We start from the raw sequence: 20,587 nt of genomic DNA on the forward strand, positions 1-20,587 counted from the left end.
CCTGACCCGCTGCCAAGTTTCTGCAGGGTCATGATCTGTCCGGAATACGAACGGTTTTTCGCGTCTCCGGGCCCGTCGCCCGGCGCGGTTTCCTCGTGTTCACCCCAGGTCCAGTTCCCGGAACACAACAGTCCATCTCACCTCCCTACGGTGGTCGGGTCGCCGGTACGACGCCGGCAACGTCACCCGGGAGGAACCATCACCATGCGCACACCCCTGACAGCCGTGGCCGCTGCCGCGCTCATCGCCTCGCTGGCGAGCCCCGCCGTCGCCGCTTCAAACCGCGAAGCCGGCTCGCCGTCGTCGAACGCTGCCGCAACGACTGCCGGAACGGCCGCCGCAGAGACAACAACGGCCATCAAGACCAACGAGAGCAACGGCTCCTTTGACCTGCAGGCGCACCGCGGAGGCCGCGGCGAGTGGACCGAGGAATCGCTGGCGGCGTTTGCCAACTCGCTGAAGCTCGGTGTGTCCACGCTGGAGCTGGACACCCACCTGACCACCGACGGCAAGGTGATCGTCTGGCATGACGACACCATCCAGGCGGACAAGTGCCGCGACACCGCGCCGGTGACACCCGGCGACGCCGCTTTCCCGTATGTCGGTGACCGGGTCGCCGAATTGTCGCTCGCGCAGATCAAGACCCTGGACTGCGGGTTCACCCAGTTGAAGGGGTTCCCGGAGCAGGACGTCATCGAGGGCAACCGGATTGCCGAGCTCAAAGACGTCTTCCAGTTGGTGCGCGACGCCGACGCCAAGAAGGTCCGCTTTAACATCGAAACCAAGGTGGAGGACGGGAAGTCCGGCGGTGAGGGCATGGTGGCCCTGACCAAGGCCGTGGTCACGGAGATCTACACCGCCGGGATGGCCGGGCGGAGCACCGTGCAGTCGTTCGACTGGTCGTCGCTGAACCTGACCAAGAAGATCGCCCCGCAGCTGCCGCTCGTCGCCTTGTCCAGCGGCGACGCCTGGCTCGAGGTCGGCAAGCCCGGCGCCAGCCCCAACCTCGGCGGGATCGACATCGACACCTATGGCGGATCCCTTGCCAAGGCAGCGGCAGCCCAGGGCTACGACGTCATCTCGCCCACCTTCAGTTCCGTGACCCCGACCATGATCAAGGAAGCCCACGAGCTGGGCCTGCCGGTCATCCCCTGGACCGTCAACACCACGGCGGACATGAACCGGCTGATGGACCTCGGCGTGGACGGCATCATCAGCGATTACCCCACCCGTCTGCGCACCGTCATGGAAGAGCGGGGCCTGAAGCTCCCCAAGGCGTACTCGGCCAAGGGCTGATGCACTGATATCCACGATATCCACGGACCCGCGTTCAGCACTCTCGTGGGTACGCTGAAACCGGCTCCCGCCTTGAAGGCGGGGGCCGGTTCCGTCCGGGCCGTCCGTCGCCGCGATCGCTCAGTCGATAAGACGTCTCCGGCGAAACCACCCTTGACTTCTCCGCTGACCGTCGTCAGTCTTTTCGACAACAGGAGGGGCGTCCGCCTGCTCCTGAAGCCCCGTGGAGGACACTGATGTTCCGTGCCAGGTCGCTGATGCGTTCCGGGGCCGCCTCCGGCGACCGGGTTACGCGCCTTGAGCTATTCTTCGATCTGGTGTTTGTCTTCGCGCTATCCCAGCTGTCCCATTATTTGCTGGAGAATCCCTCATGGGTGGGAGCCGGAGAGACATTTGTGCTTCTTCTTGCGGTCTATAAGGTGTGGGTGTACACCACCTGGACGGCGACATTGCTGGACACTTCGCGGCTTGAGGTGCAGTGGATGCTGCTGATGGTCATGCTTGTCACACTGTTCATGAACGCCTCAATCGGCTCGGCGTTTGGCGCCTTCGGCTGGCTCTTTGCTGCGACCTATCTCCTGGTCCAACTGGGCCGAGGTGCGTGGATCCTCACTGTCGGACTTGACCGGACCACCCACAACCATTTCGTGCGCACGCTCATCTGGGGGTGTATGAGCGCGCCGTTTTGGATTGCCGGCGCCTTCTTCGGTCCGGGGCCCCGGTTGATGCTCTGGGGTGTCGCTGCCGCGATCGATCTGGGCGGCCACATGCTGGCGCACCGGTTGCCGGGCCGGAAGACCGAAGGAAGCCGGGTCCCGCTCCCGGGAGAGAGGATCTTTGAGCGGTTCGGGTTGTTCTACCTGATCGCGCTCGGCGAGACAATCTTTTCAACCGGCCTGGCGATAGCGGGCAATCTGGAGGACCCCTTGATACTTCTGACCGGGACCGTAAGTTTGGCCGGAAGCGTCGCGATCTGGTGGTGCTATTTCCACGGCCTCGAGGAGGAGGTTCTGGAGAAGCTTGCTTCTGTCGACGATCAGTTCCGGCCCGGTATTTTGGCTGGCAACACCTTGGTGGTGTTACTGGCGGGCCTGATCCTGGTGGCAGTTGGTGATCAGCTCGTGATCACTGATCCGACCGCCCGCCCCGATCTGGCCACCGTCCTGTTTCTTTTTGGTGGGCCGGCTCTTTTCCTTGCCGGGCGGGGCTTTTTTATTCGACGGGTACTGGGCCACCGCCAACCATCTGATCTCGCCGGCATCGGAGCTTTGGCCGTCCTTGCAAACTTGAGCCTTCTCCTCCCGGCCTTCGTTGCCGCTATAGGGGCCGTTCTTCCCCTCATCGGCGTGGCATTTTCCGACGCCGCGAACCGCCGCCGCCGGGCGCAACGGAGCTTTGGACGGCTGTGATCCGGGGCCTCGTTTGCCGGGACACAGCTGGACCCCTCCTCGAACCCCAGCAGGCCATTGCAGCCGGCTCTGACGCGCGGGGCTGCCGGCCCGCCGCTGTCAGGTTCGGCCGGGAGCTGGCGGCGGCGGCACAGGCGGCCAGCAGCCGGCGAGACGCCACGCGGGAAATATCCCCACGCCATGTGTCGTTGGCACTCACGGGAGCAGGTCCGGATGCGGACTGGCTCCCCTGCATTAGACAACCTTAAAGGAGCCATACATGCCCGATTTCACCCCGCTCTGGTCAGCTGTTCAGATCGGTTCCACCACACTGGCCAATCGAGTCGCTTTGGCGCCCATGACGCGAGTGAGTGCAAGCGAGGACGGACATGCAACGGAGAGAATGGCCTCCTACTACGAGGGGTTTGCCCGGGGAGGCTTCGGTCTGCTGATCACCGAGGGCATCTATCCGGACACCAGCTACAGCCAGGGCTACCTGTTCCAGCCGGGCATCGCCACCGCGGAACAGGCACGGTCCTGGATCAAGGTGGTCGAGCGCGTCCATGCCGCCGGCGCGCGGATATTCGCCCAGCTCATGCATGCCGGGGCACAGGCCCAGGGCAACCGGTTCGTGGAGTCCTCGGTGGGTCCGTCGGCCATCGCCCCCAAGGGCGAGCAGCTGGCTTTCTACCGTGGAGAAGGGCCCTTCCCGGTTCCTTCGGAAATCACCGCTGCCCAAATGGACGAGGTCCGGCAGGGATTCGTCACCGCAGCGCTGCACGCCAAGGACGCGGGATTCGACGGCGTCGAGATTCACGGCGCCAACGGCTACCTCCTCGACCAGTTCCTCACCGACTACCTGAACAAGAGGACCGACAACTATGGCGGCTCCCCCGAAAACAGGGTGCGTTTCGCCGCGGAGATCTGCCAGGCGGTCCGCGAGGCCGTCGGCCCGGACATGACCGTGGGGATCCGTATCTCCCAGGGCAAGGTCAGCGACAACGACCACCGGTGGAGCGGAGGCGCGGAGGAAGCAAAGGTCATCTTTGCCGCCCTCGGGGCCACCGGCATCGACTTCATCCACACCACCGAATACAGGGCCGCCGCTCCGGCGTTCGAGGGCGGCCCGGAGTCCCTGGCAACTCTGGCCAAGCGGCACTCCGGAGTAACGGTCATCGCCAACGGCAACCTCGACGACCCGGAAACGGCCGTGTCCCTGCTTCGGGACGGCGCCGCCGACGTCGTCGCTTTGGGCAAGGCCGCCTTGGCCACCCGGGACTGGCCGCACCGCGTCCGGAACAACCGGGCGCTCGATGAGCTCGACGGCAGCCTGTTCGCTCCGGTCGCTGACGTCAAGGACTGGGAGCTGGAACTGCCCGCATAACGGTGCAATTGCAGGGGACAGGCCGGGCGGAGATCGCCCGCCCGGCGTCCCCGGCCTGGGACCACCCTCACCTACTAGCATTAGGTTCATGGGTGCCGATGACAGTTCTGCCGTTCGTAGCGGTGGAGTCCCGTCAGCCGAGACCAAGGATGCCGGCCAACTCATGGCCATGCTTGACCATGGCGTTTCCGCGGCTGATCTGGAAACCACGCTGTCCGCCTGGCTGGAAGCCGGGGCCATTGACCAGTCCACGGCGGCCGCGGCACGGCGGCTGAACACCCGGCTGTGGGAGGCGACCCGCCGGGAGGGCCTGCTGCGCGTCCTGTACGACACGGCCACCGACCTGACCGGCATACGTGACGTCGAGGCAGTGCTCAAGGCCATCGTCCGTCGCACCCGGTCACTGATCGGCAGCGACATCGCCTACCTGAGCCTGAACGACTACGACACCGGCGAGTCCTACGTCCGGGTGACCGACGGCGCAACCACCGCTCTCTTCCGCAACATCCGCATGCCCCTCGGCGAGGGCGTGCTCGGCGCCGTCGCGACCGGCGAGGCGCCAGCCCAGAGCGCCGACTACCTGATGGACGAGACCAAATCACATCTGGAGTCAAGCGACACCGCGGTGGCAGCCGAGGGCGTCCGGGCAATCATGGGTGTCCCCCTTCGTGCAGAAGGGAAAGTCATCGGCGCGCTCCTGGTCGCCGACAGGCATGCGCACCAATTCAGCAGTGACGACGTCGCCTTGATGGAATCCATTGGTACGCACGCGGCCGTCGCGCTGGAAAACGCCCGCTACTTCAGTGAAATGGCCAATGCCCTCGCCCGGCTGGACCAGGCACAGCAGCAGAATCTGGCCCACACGCGGGCCCTGGAGGAGCTCTCGAGCCTAGACCGGCGGCTCATGGAAACCCTGGCCTCAACCGGCAGCCTTCCGTACCTGCTCAACCTGCTGGCCGAGTCCCTGGGCACTGAAGTCTTCTTAGTCTCTCCCATGGGCGAGCCGCTGGCGGACCTCGCAGCGGACGCAGACTTCGGGAGCCTCCCGGCCCTGAGCGCCGCCGAAGAATCTGCGGCCAAAAGGGCGGCCGTGCGCTTTGCAATCAAGGGCAAGTTGTACACCGTCATGTCCGCCGTCGCAGGCGACCAGCACCTCGCCTCCCTCATCGTCGCCGAGCAACTCAGCCCGGCCCGGCTCGCGGTCCTGGAACGCAGCGCCCTGGTGCTCAGTGTGTCCCTGCTGCTGGAACGCACCTTCCAGGACGCCCAATACCGGCTGCAGCTCGAACTCATCGATGACCTGCTCAGCCCCCGCGCCGAAAACGCCGCCGCACTTGCCCGCAGGGCCGGGCAGTTCGGCCTGGCAAACCACCTCCAGCTCGTGGTGCGCGTGGTGGGGGTCCCCGACGACCAGCGCCAGCGGGCACTCTCCATACTCAGGCACCGGTCCGAGGGCGCTCCGGGAATCATCGCCCTGCACGAATCACACTTGTGCATCATCGAACCCGTGGAACGGCACGACAACCCGAACGAAGCAGGCGGCGCCGGCCGGACCGGCCAGTCCGTCATCGACGAACTGACACGACGCCGCATCACCGCCACCGTCGGGACGTCCGAGCAAGTCACCGGATTTGCCCGGCTGGCCGCCGCGCACACCGAAGCCCACGCCGTCCTCCGTGCACTGCAGGCCCTCTCGCGCCACGGCGAGGCAGCGGACCGGGCCGCCCTGGGTACCGCCGGAATGTTGCTCGGAGCGATGGACAGCCCGTTCGCCGGACAGCTTCTCACTGCACAGCTGGGGCCACTTCTGGGCTACGACGAGCGGCGGGGAACGCAGCTGGTCCTCACGGCGTGGACGTTCCACGAAAACGGCGGCGCCGCCCAGGAAACCGCCGATTCCCTCCACATCCACCCCAACACCCTGCGGCAACGGCTGGACAGGATCGACGCCCTGATCGGTGCCTCCTGGCGCCGGGGAAGCCGTTCCCTTGACGTCCAAGTGGCGCTGCGCTTATGGCGCATGAAAACAGCCGGCGTCAGCTCCGCCGGAACCTGATCTACCGCGCCTGCTTGCCACAAGTTCGAGGGGGCATGGCATCGGCACACATGCGCAGGGGCGATATGTGGCATCAATCCACATGGTGAGGGTCACGTAGCTCTGGAATGCTGAGATCTGCGGCACCTTTGGGGAGCCGCCCATCCCATCTCTAGGAGTTATTCACAATGTCGTGTGCGCATGCAGCGGGTATCCGTCCCGCAACTTTCGGCGTCCTCCGCCTGCCGCGGAGCGTCGTCGTCGGCGCCCAGCAGCGCTTCGCCGTCGCCAATATCGCAGCCGAATTCGGGACCAACGTTCTGGTCTGCACCGATCCGCGGCTGGCCGTCTCAGAGGAACTTCAGGCCCTGGTCCGTAGCCTCGAGGACAAGAACTTGACCGTGCGGGTTTACGGCGACACCCAGGCCGAGCTTCCGGTGCCGGGGATCCTGGCCTGCGTCGAGGAGCTCGACGGCCAGGAGATCGACGTCATCATCGGTTTTGGCGGCGGCAGCTGCATGGACATGGCGAAGGTCGTGTCCGTGTTGCTCACCCACGGCGGCAAGCCGAGCGACTACTACGGCGAATTCGCCGTTCCCGGCCCCACCAAGCCGGTCATCGCACTGCCCACCACGGCGGGCACAGGGTCCGAAGCGACCGCAATCGCCGTCGTCTCCGATCCTGACCTGGGCATGAAGATGGGCATCTCCAGCCCCCACATCATCCCGTTCGCCGCGGTGTGCGATCCCGAGCTCACCTACTCCTGCCCGCCGTCCCTGACGGCCGCCACCGGTGCCGATACCTTCGTGCACCTGGTGGAGTCCTTCACAGCCGTCACCCGGGAGCCCACCTCCACCCTGGCCTCGGAACGGGTCTTCGTCGGCAAGAACATCCTGACGGACTCAATTGCGTTGAACGGCATCGGACTGGTGGGTCGCAGCCTGGTCACCGCCTACAAGGACCCGGAAAACACCGAGGCCCGTGGCGGGATGATGCTCGCGGCACTCTACGGCGGTGTGGTCCTCAGCAACGCCGGAACCGCCGCGGCACACGCCATCCAGTACCCGGTAGGCGCACTCACCCACACCCCGCACGGGGTGGGCGTCGGCCTCCTGCTCCCCTACGTCGTCCGCCACAACTTCCAGGCGATCCAGCCGCAGCTGGCGCAGATCGCAGAGGCACTGGGGCGCGATATCCGCGGGCTCGACGAGCGCGCCGCCGCCGTCGCAGGCGTCGAGGCAATCGACGAGGTCATCGCGGCCATCGAGCTGCCGCCCACGCTGCAGGCCCTTGGTGTGCAGGAAAGCGATCTCGACCAGATCGCCAAGCTGTCGTTGAACTCCAAGCGGCTCATCGACAACAACCCTGTGCCGCTTGATCTCGACGCCGTCACCTCCATCGTTCACGCCGCCTACGCCGGCGACCGCACGATCCGCTAATCAGCAATAAGGACCACTGATGACTCTCCTTTCAACCTCTGAACCGCTCGACGTCGACGGGCTGGCGGTGCCCCGCCAGCTGCTGATCGCCGGGAACTGGCAGGATGCCAGCAGCGGCAACACCGTCGAGGTGATCAACCCCTCCCACGCTTCGGTTATCACCGACATCGCCGACGCGGACGTCGAGGACGGCCTCGCCGCCGTCGACGCCGCAGCAGCAGCCCTCCCGGAGTGGGCCGCGACGCCCCCGCGACGTCGCGCCGAAATCCTGAGCCGCTGCTTCGAGCTGATGACCGAGCGCAGCGAGCAGATCGCCCACCTCATCTCCCTCGAAAACGGCAAGGCCCTGGCCGACGCCCGCGGAGAAGTGGCATACGCCGCCGAATTCTTCCGCTGGTACGCCGAAGAAGCGGTCCGGATCATCGGCGACGTGTCCGTGTCGCCGTCGGGCTCCAACCGGATCCTGGTCCAGCACATGCCCATCGGCGTCTGCGTCCTGATCACCCCGTGGAACTTCCCGGCGGCCATGGCCACCCGGAAGCTGGCACCGGCCCTGGCTGCCGGCTGCACCGCCGTGCTGAAGCCCGCCACCCTCACGCCGCTGACCACCCTGGCGATCGCCCAGCTCATGATCGACGCCGGCGTCCCGGCCGGCGTGGTCAACATCATCACCACGAGCAAGACCAGCGACGTCATGACCCCGATCCTTGCCGACCCCCGGGTCCGCAAGCTGTCCTTCACCGGTTCCACCAGCGTCGGACGCCACCTGTTGCGGCAGGCAGCCGACAACGTACTCAAGTGCTCCATGGAACTCGGCGGCAACGCTCCCTTCCTGGTGTTCGATGACGCGGACCTCGATTTGGCCCTCGACGGCGCCATGATTGCCAAGATGCGCAACGGCGGCCAGGCCTGCACCGCCGCCAACCGGATCTACGTCCAGCGCGGCATCCACGACGAGTTCGCCCGCCGGCTGGCCGAGCGCATGGGCGCCATGCGCGTGGGCCCGGGCACCGACGCGAACACCGAGGTCGGTCCCCTGGTGGACGAGGCCAGCGTCCGCAAAGTCGACTCGCTGGTCCGGGACGCGATCAGCCAAGGCGCCCGGCTCCTGGCCGGCGGACAGGCCATCGACGGCGCCGGGTACTACTACCCGCCCACTGTCGTGACCAACGTGCCGCTGCAGGCCCGCATGGTCAGTGAGGAAATCTTCGGACCGGTGGCCTCGGTCATCCCCTTCGACACCGAAGGGGAAGTCATCGCAGCCGCCAACGATTCCGAGTACGGCCTCGCAGCCTACGTGTTCACCGAGGACCTTCGCCGCGGACTCAGGGTCTCCGAACGCATCGAAAGCGGCATGGTGGCCCTCAACCGGGGACTCGTGTCCGACCCGGCAGCGCCGTTCGGCGGCGTCAAGCAGAGCGGCCTCGGCCGCGAAGGTGCCCACCAGGGCCTGCTGGACTTCACCGAAACCAAGTACATCGCCCTCGACTGGTAGCGCTGACGCTCCCTTCGTTTCCATCCGAAAGAAAAGACCAATGACGATCTCTAACACCAAAGCCAAGACGAAGGCGCCCTGGCGCGTACCGGCTGCCAGCTTCATCGGTACCACCATCGAGTGGTACGACTACTACATCTTCGGCCTGCTCGCCGCCACGGGCGTCTTCAGCCGCCTGTACTTCCCGGAACAGGACCCGGCCACCGGCCTGCTGATGGCATTTGTCACCTACGCGGTAGGTTTTGTTGCCCGTCCCTTCGGCGGCATGTTCGCCGGCCACTTCGGGGACAAGATCGGCCGCAAGCCCATGCTGGTGCTCTCCCTGCTCATCATGGGCTTCGCCACCCTGGCCATGGGAATGCTTCCCACCTACGCGCAGATCGGCGTCTGGGCTCCCATCCTGCTGACGGTCCTGCGCCTGCTGCAGGGCTTCGGCGCCGGAGCCGAGTGGGCCGGTGCGGCCGTCATTTCCATCGAACACGCCCCTGCCGGACGCAGCGGATTCTTCGGTAGCTTCACCCAGATGGGCGTGCCGGCCGGCATGCTGCTGGCCAACTCCAGCGTCCTTGCCGTCAAGGCTGCCGTCCCGGCAGCAGAGTTCGACGCCTGGGCCTGGCGCCTCCCGTTCCTGCTCAGCGTGATCCTGATCGTGACCGGCATGATCGTCCGCAACAAGCTCGAAGACTCCAGCGACTTCAAGGAACTCGTAGCGACGAACCAGACCGCAAAGAAGCCGCTGGGCGAGGCCATGAAGAAGGAAACCAAGGGCATCTGGCTCGTTGTCGGCATGCGCCTCGCGGAGAACTCCGCGTTCTACCTGTACACCACCTTCTCCGTGGTCTACATCATGAAGACCTTCGGTGCCGAACGCGCCAACCAGGGCACCATGTCAGTTCTGATTGCGTCGGCCATCGGCGTCTTCGCCGTCCCGTTGTGGGCAATCCTCTCGGACAAGATCGGCCGCAAGCCGCTGTACCTGTTCGGTTCCATCGGCGGACTCCTGTTCTTCCCGCTGTACTTCGTCATGACGGACACCGGCAGCGCACTGCTGGCAACGCTCGCCATCATCATCGGGCTCGCTGTCTTCCACAACTCGATGTACGGCCCGCAGGCGGCCTTCTTTGCGGAACTGTTCTCCACCAAGCTGCGCTACAGCGGCGCTTCCATGGGCTACCAGTTCGGCTCGGTCCTGGCTGGCGGCATCGCACCCCTTGTCGCCGTCGCGCTCCTCACCGCCGGCAACGGCAAGCCGGGCTGGGTGATCCTGTACTTCAGCATCATCGGCGTCATCACGGTCGTGGCAACCCTGCTTGCCCCGGAAACCCTCGCGAAGCTGGACCGGCGTATCACCGCAGCGCAGGAGCTGGACGACAAAAACGCAGCGATTGCGCAGGAGCGCGTCAGCGCTAGCTGATTCTCCCTGAAATGAGGCGGGCGCCGTCCGGGTCGAAGCTAGACCTGGGCGGTGCCCGTCTTTCACCTGGGTCCTCGTTACGGACAACCGCGCGGACCCGGAGCAGGTTGAGCTCTTCCGCAATCCGGCGTGACGGTCCAACTCGTTGACGTGGCGCCGGCGCAGGCCGCCTGACCTGACTGTCGACGTCGAACGGCTGTCCGCGTTTCCCTGAGGGAACGTGGACAGCCTTTTTATTGGGTGCTGATATTGCATGGTCCGGCCGCGAGCGCGTCGGCCCTGTTGTTCGTCGCCTGGTTCAGGCAACCGCCACGGCGCCAATCTGCTGCATGAGGCTCAGGTTGTCCGTGGTGCCCCAGTGCTCTGCCACTTTGCCGTCCTCGACACGGATGATGTCAGTGCAATCGAACTCGACGCTCTTGCCCGTTGCCGGGATGCCGGCCAGTTCCCCGCGATGCGTGCCCGTGAGGATCACATGGCATGCCTCCAGGTTTCCGGCGACCACCTTGGGCTCGATCTCCTTGACCTTGATGTCCGGGAAAGCCGACCGCATGGTATTCACGAAGAACTTAACGCCGTCCTTGCCCGGCGGCTGCCCGGGCAGGGCCTCTTCGTGATCCACGTAGCTGTCCGCGGCCAGCTCATCAACGAGGGCGAGGTTTCCGCTCTCAATGACCTCCCTGTAAAACCGCTCAATCAATCCAACACCTTCAGACATTTCCGACTCCTTGTGGGCGCGAGACCGAATTTGGATCCCCCAGCGCAGCGCCCGGGCAGCATGCGCAGACCGCCCGGAGAGACTCTCCGTTCTTGGCCCCGTGCAGGTTTTGGCCGCGCAGGCAGACATCAGCGGTCCGCGTAGAGCGCCGAGCAACAGTGTGAAAAAGCGAGTGATGAACGGGCGAAACGCCTCGTTAAGGCAGAAGATATTCCGGTGCTTCGAGGCTGTCAAGGTGTCTCGAATACGGCCTTTGCGGTGGCCGCCCCAGTCCCGAATACTGTCATACCGGCCACGTAGTCTGCCTTCACGAGCATGAACCATCCGCCAGATCGAGGTCACCGCGATAGAGAAGCTCAGACACCCGTCCCGTTCCGGCGCCCTGCGGCAGTATCAGATTGACAGTCAGGGCCTCTCCGGCGGGGAGTAGACATTGGCGCCGAACTCGGCGGGGCCTCAGGCCCGCCGCCTGGTTCCCGCAGCGCCGGACCTCAGGGCCGCCGCTCCCGCCACCGCAGCGACACCACAAGTACCACCGCGCCCAGCCCCAGCATCACGAACACCATCAGCCCCCAGTTCGCCTGGGTGACGCCGGTGCCGTAGAAAATGCCGATCAGCACGGTGGCCGTGATCGCGCCGAGGTAGCGGCAGGTCTGGAAGATCCCGGCGGCCACCCCTCGCTCCTCCGGCCGGGTGGAGACGTACATGCCCTGGCTTGAGGAAATGGCGACCACGCAGTACGGCACACCCAGCAGGGCGGTCAGCGCGAGCACCAGCGGGACTGCGAGGGACACCGTCAGCAGCCACATGGCCGCCGACGCTCCCAGGAGCAGCACGACGCCGGCGACGAGCACCCGCCGCACGCCGAACCGGTCGATCGCGCGGACCGCGAACGGTGTCCCGACCACCGAGATCGCGGCAAGCGGCAGCATCAGCAGGCCCACGACGCCGGGGTTGTAGCCGCCGGCGGTCTGCAGCAGCTGCGGCAAGCCGAAGAACGCAAAGTAGTAGACGCCGTTGAACAGCGCAAAACCCAGGTAGACCAGCAGCAGCGGCCGGTTGCGGCCCAGCAGCCGCAAGTCCAGGAACGGCGGGCTGAACCGCAGCTCCCGCCACGCGAACAGGGCCGCGAGGACCAGCCCTCCGCCCAGCAGCCACCACCGGTAGCCGGGCAGCACATTCAGCATCGCCATCATCACCAGCACCAGGGCACCGATGAAGGCCCCAATCCCGGGCAGGTCCGAGTCCCGCAGCAGTTCCGACACCCGGCCGCGTTCCCGGGCACCGTCCGCCGGGGCAAAGCGCCGGACTACGAGGATCGCCAGCAGCGAGAGCGGGACGTTGATCAGGAACAGCGCCTGCCACCCCACCAGGCTCACCAGCAGGCCGCCCACCACCGGCCCGACGGCGGCCGCCGAGGTGTTCGCCATCTGGATCCGGCCCAGCGGCCGGGTGGACTTCACGTTCGCCTCCCGGGCCAGCGCGGCGACCATGACGACGGCGCTCGGGTACGCCGTCGCGGTGCCGAGGGCCATGAAGGCGCGCGCCACGCAGAGCAGCGCGAAGTTCGGCGCAAAGGGCGCGAGCGCACAGGTCACGGCCACAAGGGCCATGCCCAGCAGGAACAGCCGCCGCGGGCCGAAGCGGTCCGCCAACCGGCCCATCAGCGGCTGACCAGCCGCGGAGGTGAGGTAGAACGCCGTGATCACCCAGGTGACCGTGGCGACGTCGAGCCCGAAGTCCTCGCGCAGCACCACCAGCGCGACGGCGATCATCGACGAATTCAACGGGTTCAGCGACGTGCCGAGGCTGAGTCCGGCGACGGCCAGGCCTGCACGGGGAGAGTTGCTCACGGCAACAGTCTGTCCTACGACGCCAGCCGAAATCGAACCGGACGTCACGTGCCGCCGTCGTCGTCGATCTGGCGTCAGCCCTCGCTGCCTAGCCGTTGTTGGCCGCGCTGGCCGCCGATGTGATGAATGAAGTGACCATGCTGAGGACTGGGCCGGCGGGAACCAAGGTCTGGCCGTGGTTGCGGCCAGGCAGTGCCTGGAACTGTGCCCTGGGCATGAGCTGGGCCGCCCGTTCCGAGTCGGCATGCCGAAGCGGGTCTTCCGTTCCAGCGAGCAGCAAGGTGGGCGTGTCGATTGTCCTCAGGACCGGCTCCGGGATCCCGGGTTCGTCCTCACTCCGCCGGAAGTAGGCGCCCAGGGCCGCGGCGTCGTTGGCCAGCAGCGCGGCGGACGTCTGCGGATCAAAGTCACGGCCCGTGGCGATACTCCATTGGCGCAGAAACTCCGGCATTCCGCCCCGGGCCAGGGCCTGGTCATAACCGGGGAAGAAGATCGACTCGATTTGCCCAGCCGGGGAGCGGTACGTGCCGCCCGCAGCCGTAAATGTCCTGACCCGGTCGGGACTGCTGGCCAGCAGTGAGAATCCGACTCTCGCGCCGGCAGAATATCCCACGTAGTGGGCTGCCTGCGCGCCGGCGGCGTCCAGGACTGCCACCACATCCCCGACGAGCAGGTCCATGCTGTAGGCGTCTTTGTGGTGCGGCTTGTCGCTGCGGCCGTGTCCCCGCAGATCAAGAGTCACCACGTGAAAGCGCTCCTGCAAGGCCTTCGTGTAGCCCAGTCCCCGCCAAATGGCACGGGACAGCCCTGACCCGTGCACCAGAACGATGGTGGGGCCGGCGCCGTGCTCCTGAAAAGAAATTCGGACGCCATCCACGGCGTTGAAAGCTTCACCCATAAAGTACTGCTCCTCTCGGAGACCTCTTCGGTCGATTAGCTCGGGCGGAAGTCCTGCCGAATAAGGGTCTTGCCGTTCGGCAAGGGATACTCGCTTTTCATGCCCCAACCCTTCCACACTGGCCGGGCTCCGGCGTCAGGGTTTCCGGGCGATGACGTCGAAAATGTGCCAGTGCTTGGGTCCGCGGAAGGATTGGCCGTCGGCGTCGTAGATCTCGAAAGTGAGGATCTCCAGTCCCTCGAACAAGGCCCTGGCTTCTGCTTCGGTGTGGAAGTTCCATTCGGGAATGGCGGCCCAGGAGTCCCGTTCGCCGAACAGATTCACGGCAATGACGCCGGAGGGGCCCAGCGCCCCCAGCAGCATCCGCCAAAGGCGGGCGAAGTTTTCCGGATGGACGAAGGGCAGCGAATAGCTGGCCAGGATGAGCCCCGCCTCCGGGAGGGGCGGCAGGTCCTCGAACGGGCTCAGCTCGACGTCCAGCTTTTCGGCGAGGGCCGCGGGCAAGGTTGCGAGCAGCTGGTCCCGGGTGTCCGGCTGAGAATCGACGGCGAGGACCCGCCAGCCGCCGTCGAGCAGCGCCAGCGTCTCCTTGCCCGCGCCGCAGCCCAGATCGATGGCGCGGCGGCCGTTCCCCGGGCCGGCGAAGGCCATGGCGTCGAGGCACAGCGTGCGCACCCCGCGGGTTGCCTGGGCGGCGTTGTAGTCCGCCCAGATCTTGCTGTCCTCTAGTCCCTCCACGGATTCAGTGTTGCACCGGCGCGGCGGCCAAGCCACCGCCCCTGGAGAGGCCAGGGCCCACCGCCGCGCCCTCAACTTTGAATGTCACAGCACCTTGGAAAGGAACGCCTTGGTCCGGTCGTGCTGCGGATCGCTCAGGATCTGGCGGGGAGGCCCGGCTTCCACCACCACGCCGTCGTCCATGAAGACCAGGGTGTCCGCCACCTCGCGGGCGAACCCCATCTCGTGGGTCACCACGATCATGGTCATGCCGCTCTTGGCCAGTCCCTTCATGACATCCAGAACCTCGCCCACCAGCTCCGGGTCCAGGGCACTGGTCGGTTCGTCGAAGAGCATCAGCTTGGGGTCCATGGCCAAGGCACGGGCAATGGCCACCCGCTGCTGCTGGCCGCCGGAGAGGTGCGCCGGATAGGCGTCGCCCTTGTCCCCCAGCCCCACGCGCTCCAGCAGCTCCATGGCCCGTGCCGTGGCAGCGGCCTTGGAAATCTTCTTCACCCGCATGGGAGCGAGGATGATGTTCTCCACCGCGGTCAGGTGCGGGAACAGGTTGAACCGCTGGAACACCATGCCGATTTCCTGGCGCTGGAAAGCGGCTTCCTTGAGCTTGAGTTCGTAGAGCTTCTCGCCTTTTTGACGGTAGCCAACCAGTTGCCCGTCGACCGAAAGCCGGCCGCCGTCGACCACTTCCAGGTGGTTGATGCACCGCAGGAACGTCGACTTGCCCGAACCGCTGGGCCCCACGATGCACAGCACCTCCCCGGGGTCGACCTCCAGGCTGATCCCACGCAGGACCCTGTTGGATCCGAAATTCTTGGAAACCTTCTCCGCAAGAACCATTGGCACTTCGGTCATCCCTTGCCTCCAAAATCTGTGCCGGGCGGCGTGCCCGGTGCGCCGGGTCCGGCCATCGGCGCGGGTCCGGGTGCGGTGGGCGCCTTGTCTGTCTTGGCCCGCCCGGTTCCGCGGGAGAACCGCTTTTCGATGAAGTGCTGGCCGACCATCAGGACCGAGGTGAAGAGCAGGTACCAGAGCGAAGCCACAATCAGCAGCGGGACCGGGGTGAACGTCACGGCCGAGATGCCGCGGGACACCCCGTACAGGTCAATACTCAACGGGATCGCGGCCACCAGGGAGGTGGTCTTGAGCATAGAAATCACCTCGTTGCCGGTCGGCGGAATGATGATTTTCATGGCCTGCGGAACCACGACATACCGCATGGTCTGGCCCCAGGACATGGCCAAGGCGGTGGAAGCCTCCGCCTGGCCCTCGTCCACGGACAACAGGCCGGCACGCACGATTTCAGACATGTAGGCGGCCTCGTTCAAGGCCAGCCCGATCACGGCGGTAATGAACAGGTTTGTGAAAATCTCGTTCGGGACGGTGACCCACGGCGTCGTGAACGGAATCCCCAGCGTGAACACCGGGTAGATCAGGGCCACGATGCCCCAGAACACCAACTGCACGTAGACAGGGGTTCCGCGGAAGATCCAGATGTACAGCCAGGCAATGCTCTTGAGCACCGGATTTGGTGAGAGCCGCATGATCGCCAGCAGCAGGCCGATGACGATCGCGCCAATCATCGAGTAGATGGTCAGCCACAACGTTACCCACGCGGCCTGGCTGATCCTGCGGTCAAAAATGTACTTGCCGACGTCCGGCCACCCATAGTCGGGTCGCTGGGCGGCGTCCAGGACAAAGACCGCCAACCCGAGCAGGAGGACCACGGCAATCACGATCCGCCACGGGTGCCGCAGCGGGATCGCCACGATCGCCTCCGCCGGCGAGTTGTCCGTGTCCTGCCCGCTCCGGCCCTGGAGCTTCCTGTCAGGTTCCGACTCAATCATCCTGTCGGATTCCGGCTCGCTCATTTGCTATCACCCTTTGGCTGCCACGTTGAGAGTTGCTGTCTTGACGCCACCGGATTCGACGCCCCACTTGGACAGGATCTTGTTGTACGTTCCGTCGTCGATCAGCGCCTGCAGCGCCTTCTGCAGGACCGGGGTAAATTCGCTGCCCTTGGCCACGGGCATCCCGTACGGCGCCACCTCAAAGGCGTCGCCGGCGGTCTGCAGCTTGTCCTTGGTCTTGGAGATCGCGTACAGAGTTACGGGCGAATCGGCGCTCATCGCATCGACCTGTCCCACCACGAGGGCGTTGGTTGCCTGGTCCTGCGCGTCGTACTTGAAAATGGTGATCGCCGGCTTGCCGGCATCCGTGCAGGCCTTCGACTTGGCCGGCACCTCATGCGTGTCTTCATAGGTGGTCGCCTGGACGGCGACCTTGAGCCCGCACGCATTGTTCGGGTCCACATTCTTGCCCTTGGGCGACGCCCACTGGATGCCGGCCGAGTAGTAGTTCACGAAATCCACCTGCTTTTCGCGTTCCAGCGTGTCGGAGAACGACGACATTCCCATGTCATCCTTCCCTGCCTTCACTGCCGGCAGAATGTTATCGAAGGTGCCGATGTCGAAGTTGACCTTCAATCCCATAACTTTGCCCAGGGCATTGGTGAGGTCCACTGACCAGCCTGCCGGTTCGCCGTTATCGTCCTTGAACTCGTTGGGCGGGTAGTTGTTGGCCATGCCGACGTTGAGCACGCCGGAACTCTTCATTTTTTCCGGGAGCGAGGCGGCAATGGAGTCATTCTTCTGGACGTTAATTGCGTCAGCGGTACCGGATGCCGAGCCGGTGGCGGCGGGTTCGCTGTTGTTGACACAGCCCGAGAGCGAGAGCGCCGTGGCTATGGTGAGAACGGGAAGAAGGTATCGGGTGCGCATGGCTTCCTTAGCTGTTCAGGGATTCTCTAGACTCCCGCAACGCTGCGGGAGGGCACTGCGTGACTGCTTATTCAAAACTCATCAATTCGTGTTTTCCGACGCCCTTGTCTCTAGAAGTTCTCCGGAATGACGAATGTCCCGAAGAATTTCCCCTCCCCGGGCCTTCAACTCGGAAATGCTGGAGACGCCCACTAACGTCATCGTACGCCGCAGTTCATCGCCGAAGATGTCAATAATGCGTCCGACGCCCGGTGAGCCGGCCGCCACCAATCCGTACAGGTAGGCCCGGCCGATCGAACAGGCATCGGCTCCCAGGGCCAGCGCCTTGAGGACGTCGCTCCCCCGGCGGATGCCGGAGTCCACGTAGATCTCGATCGAATCGCCCACCCGTTGCCGCGATTCCTGGAGGACGTCCATGGGGCTCAGCATGTGATCGAGCTGGCGGCCGCCATGGTTACTCAACTGGACGGCGTCAAGGCCAATCCGGGAGGCCTTCGCGACGTCGGCCGGGTTGACGCAGCCCTTGAGCACGATTTTGCCGTGCCACGCCTGCCGCAGGGCCTCAAGTTCCTTCCAGCCGCTGCTGGCATCCGAGTGGCCCAGGATGTGCTGCCACATGGTCGGGGTCACCACGGAGGTGGCGGCGGGGCTCTGCGGATCCAGGTTCGGGAAGCTGATGCCGTCCGACTTCAAAAAGTTGATCCACCAGGACGGGCGCCGGGCGATGTCCGCGATGGTTGACAGCGTGAGCGCGGGAGGGGCGGTGAATCCATTGTGGAGGTCCCGTTCCCTGGAGCCCAGCGCCCGCGTGTCGACGCCGACAATCAAGGTATTGAATCCGGCTGCCTGGCAGCGGGCCAGTTTGTTCTTCATCGCCTGGGCGTCTGAGGTGAGGCCAAAGTTGAACCAGCGGTCAAGGGACGGGTGATGCGCTGCGATGGTTTCCATGGGCACGGTGCTCAGCCCGGCCAGCCCATAGGGGATGCCGGCCCGGTCCGCGGCGGCCGCGACGGCCAGTTCGCCCTCGGGATGGAACAGCCGGGTCGCCCCGGTGGGGGTCAGGGTCAGCGGCAGTGCGCTTTCTTTTCCGAGCAGGGTCGTCGTCGTGTCGGGTCCGGACACCGGGCCCCAGCTGGGCATGAGGGCCCAGGCATCGAAGACGGCCCGGTTGCGGCGGAGAGTCACTTCGTCTTCGGATCCGCCGTCGAGATAGTCGAAAATCCCGGCCGGCAGGACCTTGCGGGCCGCTTTCCGGAATTCCTCAACGTTGTAGGCGCCCTCCAGCACTCGCCGTTGGCGGGACAAGACGGGGGCCTTCACCTGGACGAGTTGCCTGGCTTCGCTGATTTTCAATGACGGCCTTCCGTTGAGCTGTGCTGCGTTATGGTTCAGCGTAGGAAATGACGCTCTGCATCACTATGGAGTTATCGACAAATTGAGGGGCCAGTCATTAGTAGCGAGTACCAAAAAGCAAAGTGGGCGTTCCGGTGACGGCACCGGAGGTGGAGGCACACGCGCTGCCGACGCTGGCCGACGTCGCCCGCTCGGCGGGCTCGGAAATCCTTAGCCTCGTGGAAATGCCGTCCGATGACCGGCAGATTGTCGCCGGCTCTGTTCTCTACGACTCGACGGCGCGGCCCGCCAAGTTCCCGGGTGCCGTGGCCCTGGCCATTGGTTTGTCCCTTTCCGGGAAGCGTCTGGGCGCGAAAGTGCGGGAACTCAACGACGCCGGGTACGTGGCGATCGTCTACAAATCCAACGGCACCTCGGACGAAGTCCTGCGGGCCGCCGCCCGGGACAATGGGATGGCGCTGTTCCGGGCCTCCGACTCGGTGCCCTGGAACCAGCTCGCGGAGATCATGGACGCCGCAGTGGTCCCGCACCGGCAATCGGGCCGGACCCTGGTGGACATCCGGCCCGGGGACCTGTTCGACCTCGCCAACACGGTGGCGGCCCAGGCCGGCGGTGCCATCGCGATCGCCGATCCCGAGCAGACGATCCTGGCGTATTCGACCCTCCCGGACCAGCCCATTGACGAGACGCGCCGGAGTTCCATCCTGAGCCTGCAGGTGCCGCATTCGGTGGAAACGGACACCGATTACCGCCGTGTCCATGCCGCCACCGATGCGCTGGATGTGGCCACGCAGGATCCCTCGCTCCGGCGCACGGCCATCGCGATCCGGGCCGGCGACTCCGTACTGGGCTCGCTGTGGCTCCTTGAACTGGCGGACCACCACAACGAGGACGCCAACCGGATCCTGCGCGAAGCCGCCAACGTGGCGGCTCTCCACATCCTGCACAAACGCACCACCTACGTCTCGAACCTGACCCGCCAGATCGATCTGGTCCAGCCGCTGCTGTTCGATCCGAAACGCGCCGAACTGGCCGCCATCAGGCTCGGGATCTCGGCGCCGTCCGTCCGGGTGGCGGCCCTGGGCGTCTGGCCGTCCGAGGCCATCGCGGCCGAAACGCTGCAGTCCCGCCTCCGGCTCTTCGACACCATCCGGACTGCCTGCGCCATCCGGCTGCCCTCGGCTGTCTGCGGGCTCTCGGACAACATTGTGTACATCGTCCTGCCGCAAACCACGGAATCCTCACGCCAATTCCAGCGCACCGCGATCCTGAAAATTGTGCAGAATGCCCGGCGGCTGCTCGCACGCCCGGTGCTGGCCGCGCTCGGCGCCGCGGCGACGATCGACCGGCTTGAGGACTCCAGGGTCAACGCGGAACTGGTCTTGTCCGAACTTGTGCGAAACGTTGCGGAAGGGCGCATCGCCGCCGATTCCGATGACATCGTGGCCGACGACGACTCCCTCGGCTCGCGTCTGCTGCTGGGCCAGTTCGTCTCGGCCCTGACGGCCGCCGGCCAGTTGCCCGGATCGCACGCGTTGAGTATCGCGGCGTACGACGAACAGCATAAAAAGTCGTTCGAGGAGACCATCTACGCCTACCTCAGCTGCGGCGGAAACGCGATCGACGCCGCCAAGTCGTTGGACGTGCACGTCAACACGGTCCGGTACCGCCTGTCCCGAGTGGAGCCGCTCTTCGGCATCGACCTTGACGACGCCGAAACGCGCCTGCTGGTGTGGCTGCAGTTGTGGGCACGGCACAACTAGTCGCCGTCGTTCACGGTTCAGGCCCGATCTGCCGAG

16 protein-coding genes are annotated in these 20,587 nt (G+C 65.4%); 8 read left to right on the forward strand and 8 right to left on the reverse strand.

Annotation, left to right across the window (positions count from 1 at the left end):
- Positions 1-204: 204 nt before the first annotated feature.
- The 7 genes from B5X90_RS14160 to B5X90_RS14190 all read left to right on the forward strand — a co-directional run bounded on the left by B5X90_RS14160 (position 205) and on the right by B5X90_RS14190 (position 10,451).
- Entirely contained in the window at positions 205-1,296 is a 1,092-nt protein-coding gene (locus B5X90_RS14160; protein ID WP_079554095.1) for a glycerophosphodiester phosphodiesterase family protein, read from the forward strand.
- Between the two features lie 236 nt (positions 1,297-1,532).
- Positions 1,533-2,705, forward strand: a complete 1,173-nt coding sequence (locus B5X90_RS14165) for a low temperature requirement protein A (RefSeq protein ID WP_079554097.1) — start codon at positions 1,533-1,535, stop codon at positions 2,703-2,705.
- A 259-nt stretch (positions 2,706-2,964) separates the two neighbouring features.
- Complete coding sequence (locus tag B5X90_RS14170; RefSeq protein ID WP_079554099.1) at positions 2,965-4,068, forward strand: oxidoreductase; 1,104 nt, start codon at positions 2,965-2,967, stop codon at positions 4,066-4,068.
- 163 nt (positions 4,069-4,231) lie between these two features.
- Complete coding sequence (locus B5X90_RS14175) at positions 4,232-6,124, forward strand: helix-turn-helix domain-containing protein (protein ID WP_179129152.1); 1,893 nt, start codon at positions 4,232-4,234, stop codon at positions 6,122-6,124.
- 167 nt (positions 6,125-6,291) lie between these two features.
- Positions 6,292-7,542 carry an iron-containing alcohol dehydrogenase gene (locus tag B5X90_RS14180; RefSeq protein ID WP_079554103.1) on the forward strand — a complete coding sequence of 417 codons (1,251 nt, stop codon included), beginning with the start codon at positions 6,292-6,294 and terminating at the stop codon, positions 7,540-7,542.
- Positions 7,543-7,561: 19 nt separating this feature from the next.
- Positions 7,562-9,037 (forward strand): NAD-dependent succinate-semialdehyde dehydrogenase, encoded by a 1,476-nt coding sequence (locus B5X90_RS14185; RefSeq protein WP_079554105.1) that lies wholly within the window; start codon positions 7,562-7,564, stop codon positions 9,035-9,037.
- A 40-nt stretch (positions 9,038-9,077) separates the two neighbouring features.
- Positions 9,078-10,451, forward strand: coding sequence for an MFS transporter (locus tag B5X90_RS14190; RefSeq protein ID WP_079554107.1), 1,374 nt, complete (start codon positions 9,078-9,080; stop codon positions 10,449-10,451).
- Between the two features lie 298 nt (positions 10,452-10,749).
- On the opposite strand, the gene B5X90_RS14195 is transcribed toward B5X90_RS14190, so the two are convergent.
- The 8 genes from B5X90_RS14195 to B5X90_RS14230 all read right to left on the reverse strand — a co-directional run bounded on the left by B5X90_RS14195 (position 10,750) and on the right by B5X90_RS14230 (position 18,788).
- Positions 10,750-11,169 (reverse strand): ester cyclase, encoded by a 420-nt coding sequence (locus B5X90_RS14195; protein WP_079554109.1) that lies wholly within the window; start codon positions 11,167-11,169, stop codon positions 10,750-10,752.
- A gap of 491 nt (positions 11,170-11,660) precedes the next feature.
- Entirely contained in the window at positions 11,661-13,022 is a 1,362-nt protein-coding gene (locus B5X90_RS14200; RefSeq protein WP_079554111.1) for an MFS transporter, read from the reverse strand.
- Between the two features lie 88 nt (positions 13,023-13,110).
- Positions 13,111-13,920 carry an alpha/beta fold hydrolase gene (locus tag B5X90_RS14205; protein ID WP_079554113.1) on the reverse strand — a complete coding sequence of 270 codons (810 nt, stop codon included), beginning with the start codon at positions 13,918-13,920 and terminating at the stop codon, positions 13,111-13,113.
- 135 nt (positions 13,921-14,055) lie between these two features.
- A complete protein-coding gene (locus B5X90_RS14210) occupies positions 14,056-14,658 on the reverse strand; it encodes a class I SAM-dependent methyltransferase (protein ID WP_079554115.1) in 603 nt (200 codons plus the stop codon).
- Between the two features lie 84 nt (positions 14,659-14,742).
- Positions 14,743-15,510 (reverse strand): amino acid ABC transporter ATP-binding protein, encoded by a 768-nt coding sequence (locus B5X90_RS14215; RefSeq protein ID WP_079554117.1) that lies wholly within the window; start codon positions 15,508-15,510, stop codon positions 14,743-14,745.
- A complete protein-coding gene (locus tag B5X90_RS14220; RefSeq protein WP_143264760.1) occupies positions 15,507-16,526 on the reverse strand; it encodes an amino acid ABC transporter permease in 1,020 nt (339 codons plus the stop codon). Before B5X90_RS14220 ends, B5X90_RS14215 begins: the two co-directional genes overlap by 4 nt.
- A gap of 6 nt (positions 16,527-16,532) precedes the next feature.
- The gene (locus B5X90_RS14225; protein ID WP_079554119.1) at positions 16,533-17,435 is read right to left on the reverse strand and encodes an ABC transporter substrate-binding protein; all 903 of its coding nucleotides are present in this window, start codon (positions 17,433-17,435) and stop codon (positions 16,533-16,535) included.
- An 81-nt stretch (positions 17,436-17,516) separates the two neighbouring features.
- The gene (locus tag B5X90_RS14230) at positions 17,517-18,788 is read right to left on the reverse strand and encodes an alpha-hydroxy acid oxidase (protein WP_079554121.1); all 1,272 of its coding nucleotides are present in this window, start codon (positions 18,786-18,788) and stop codon (positions 17,517-17,519) included.
- 134 nt (positions 18,789-18,922) lie between these two features.
- Here B5X90_RS14230 and B5X90_RS14235 point away from each other — a divergent pair, with 134 nt between their 5' ends.
- Complete coding sequence (locus B5X90_RS14235) at positions 18,923-20,551, forward strand: PucR family transcriptional regulator (RefSeq protein ID WP_143264761.1); 1,629 nt, start codon at positions 18,923-18,925, stop codon at positions 20,549-20,551.
- Positions 20,552-20,587: the final 36 nt, after the last annotated feature.

Source organism: Arthrobacter sp. 49Tsu3.1M3 (genome assembly GCF_900168135.1).
Taxonomy (GTDB): Bacteria; Actinomycetota; Actinomycetes; order Actinomycetales; family Micrococcaceae; genus Arthrobacter.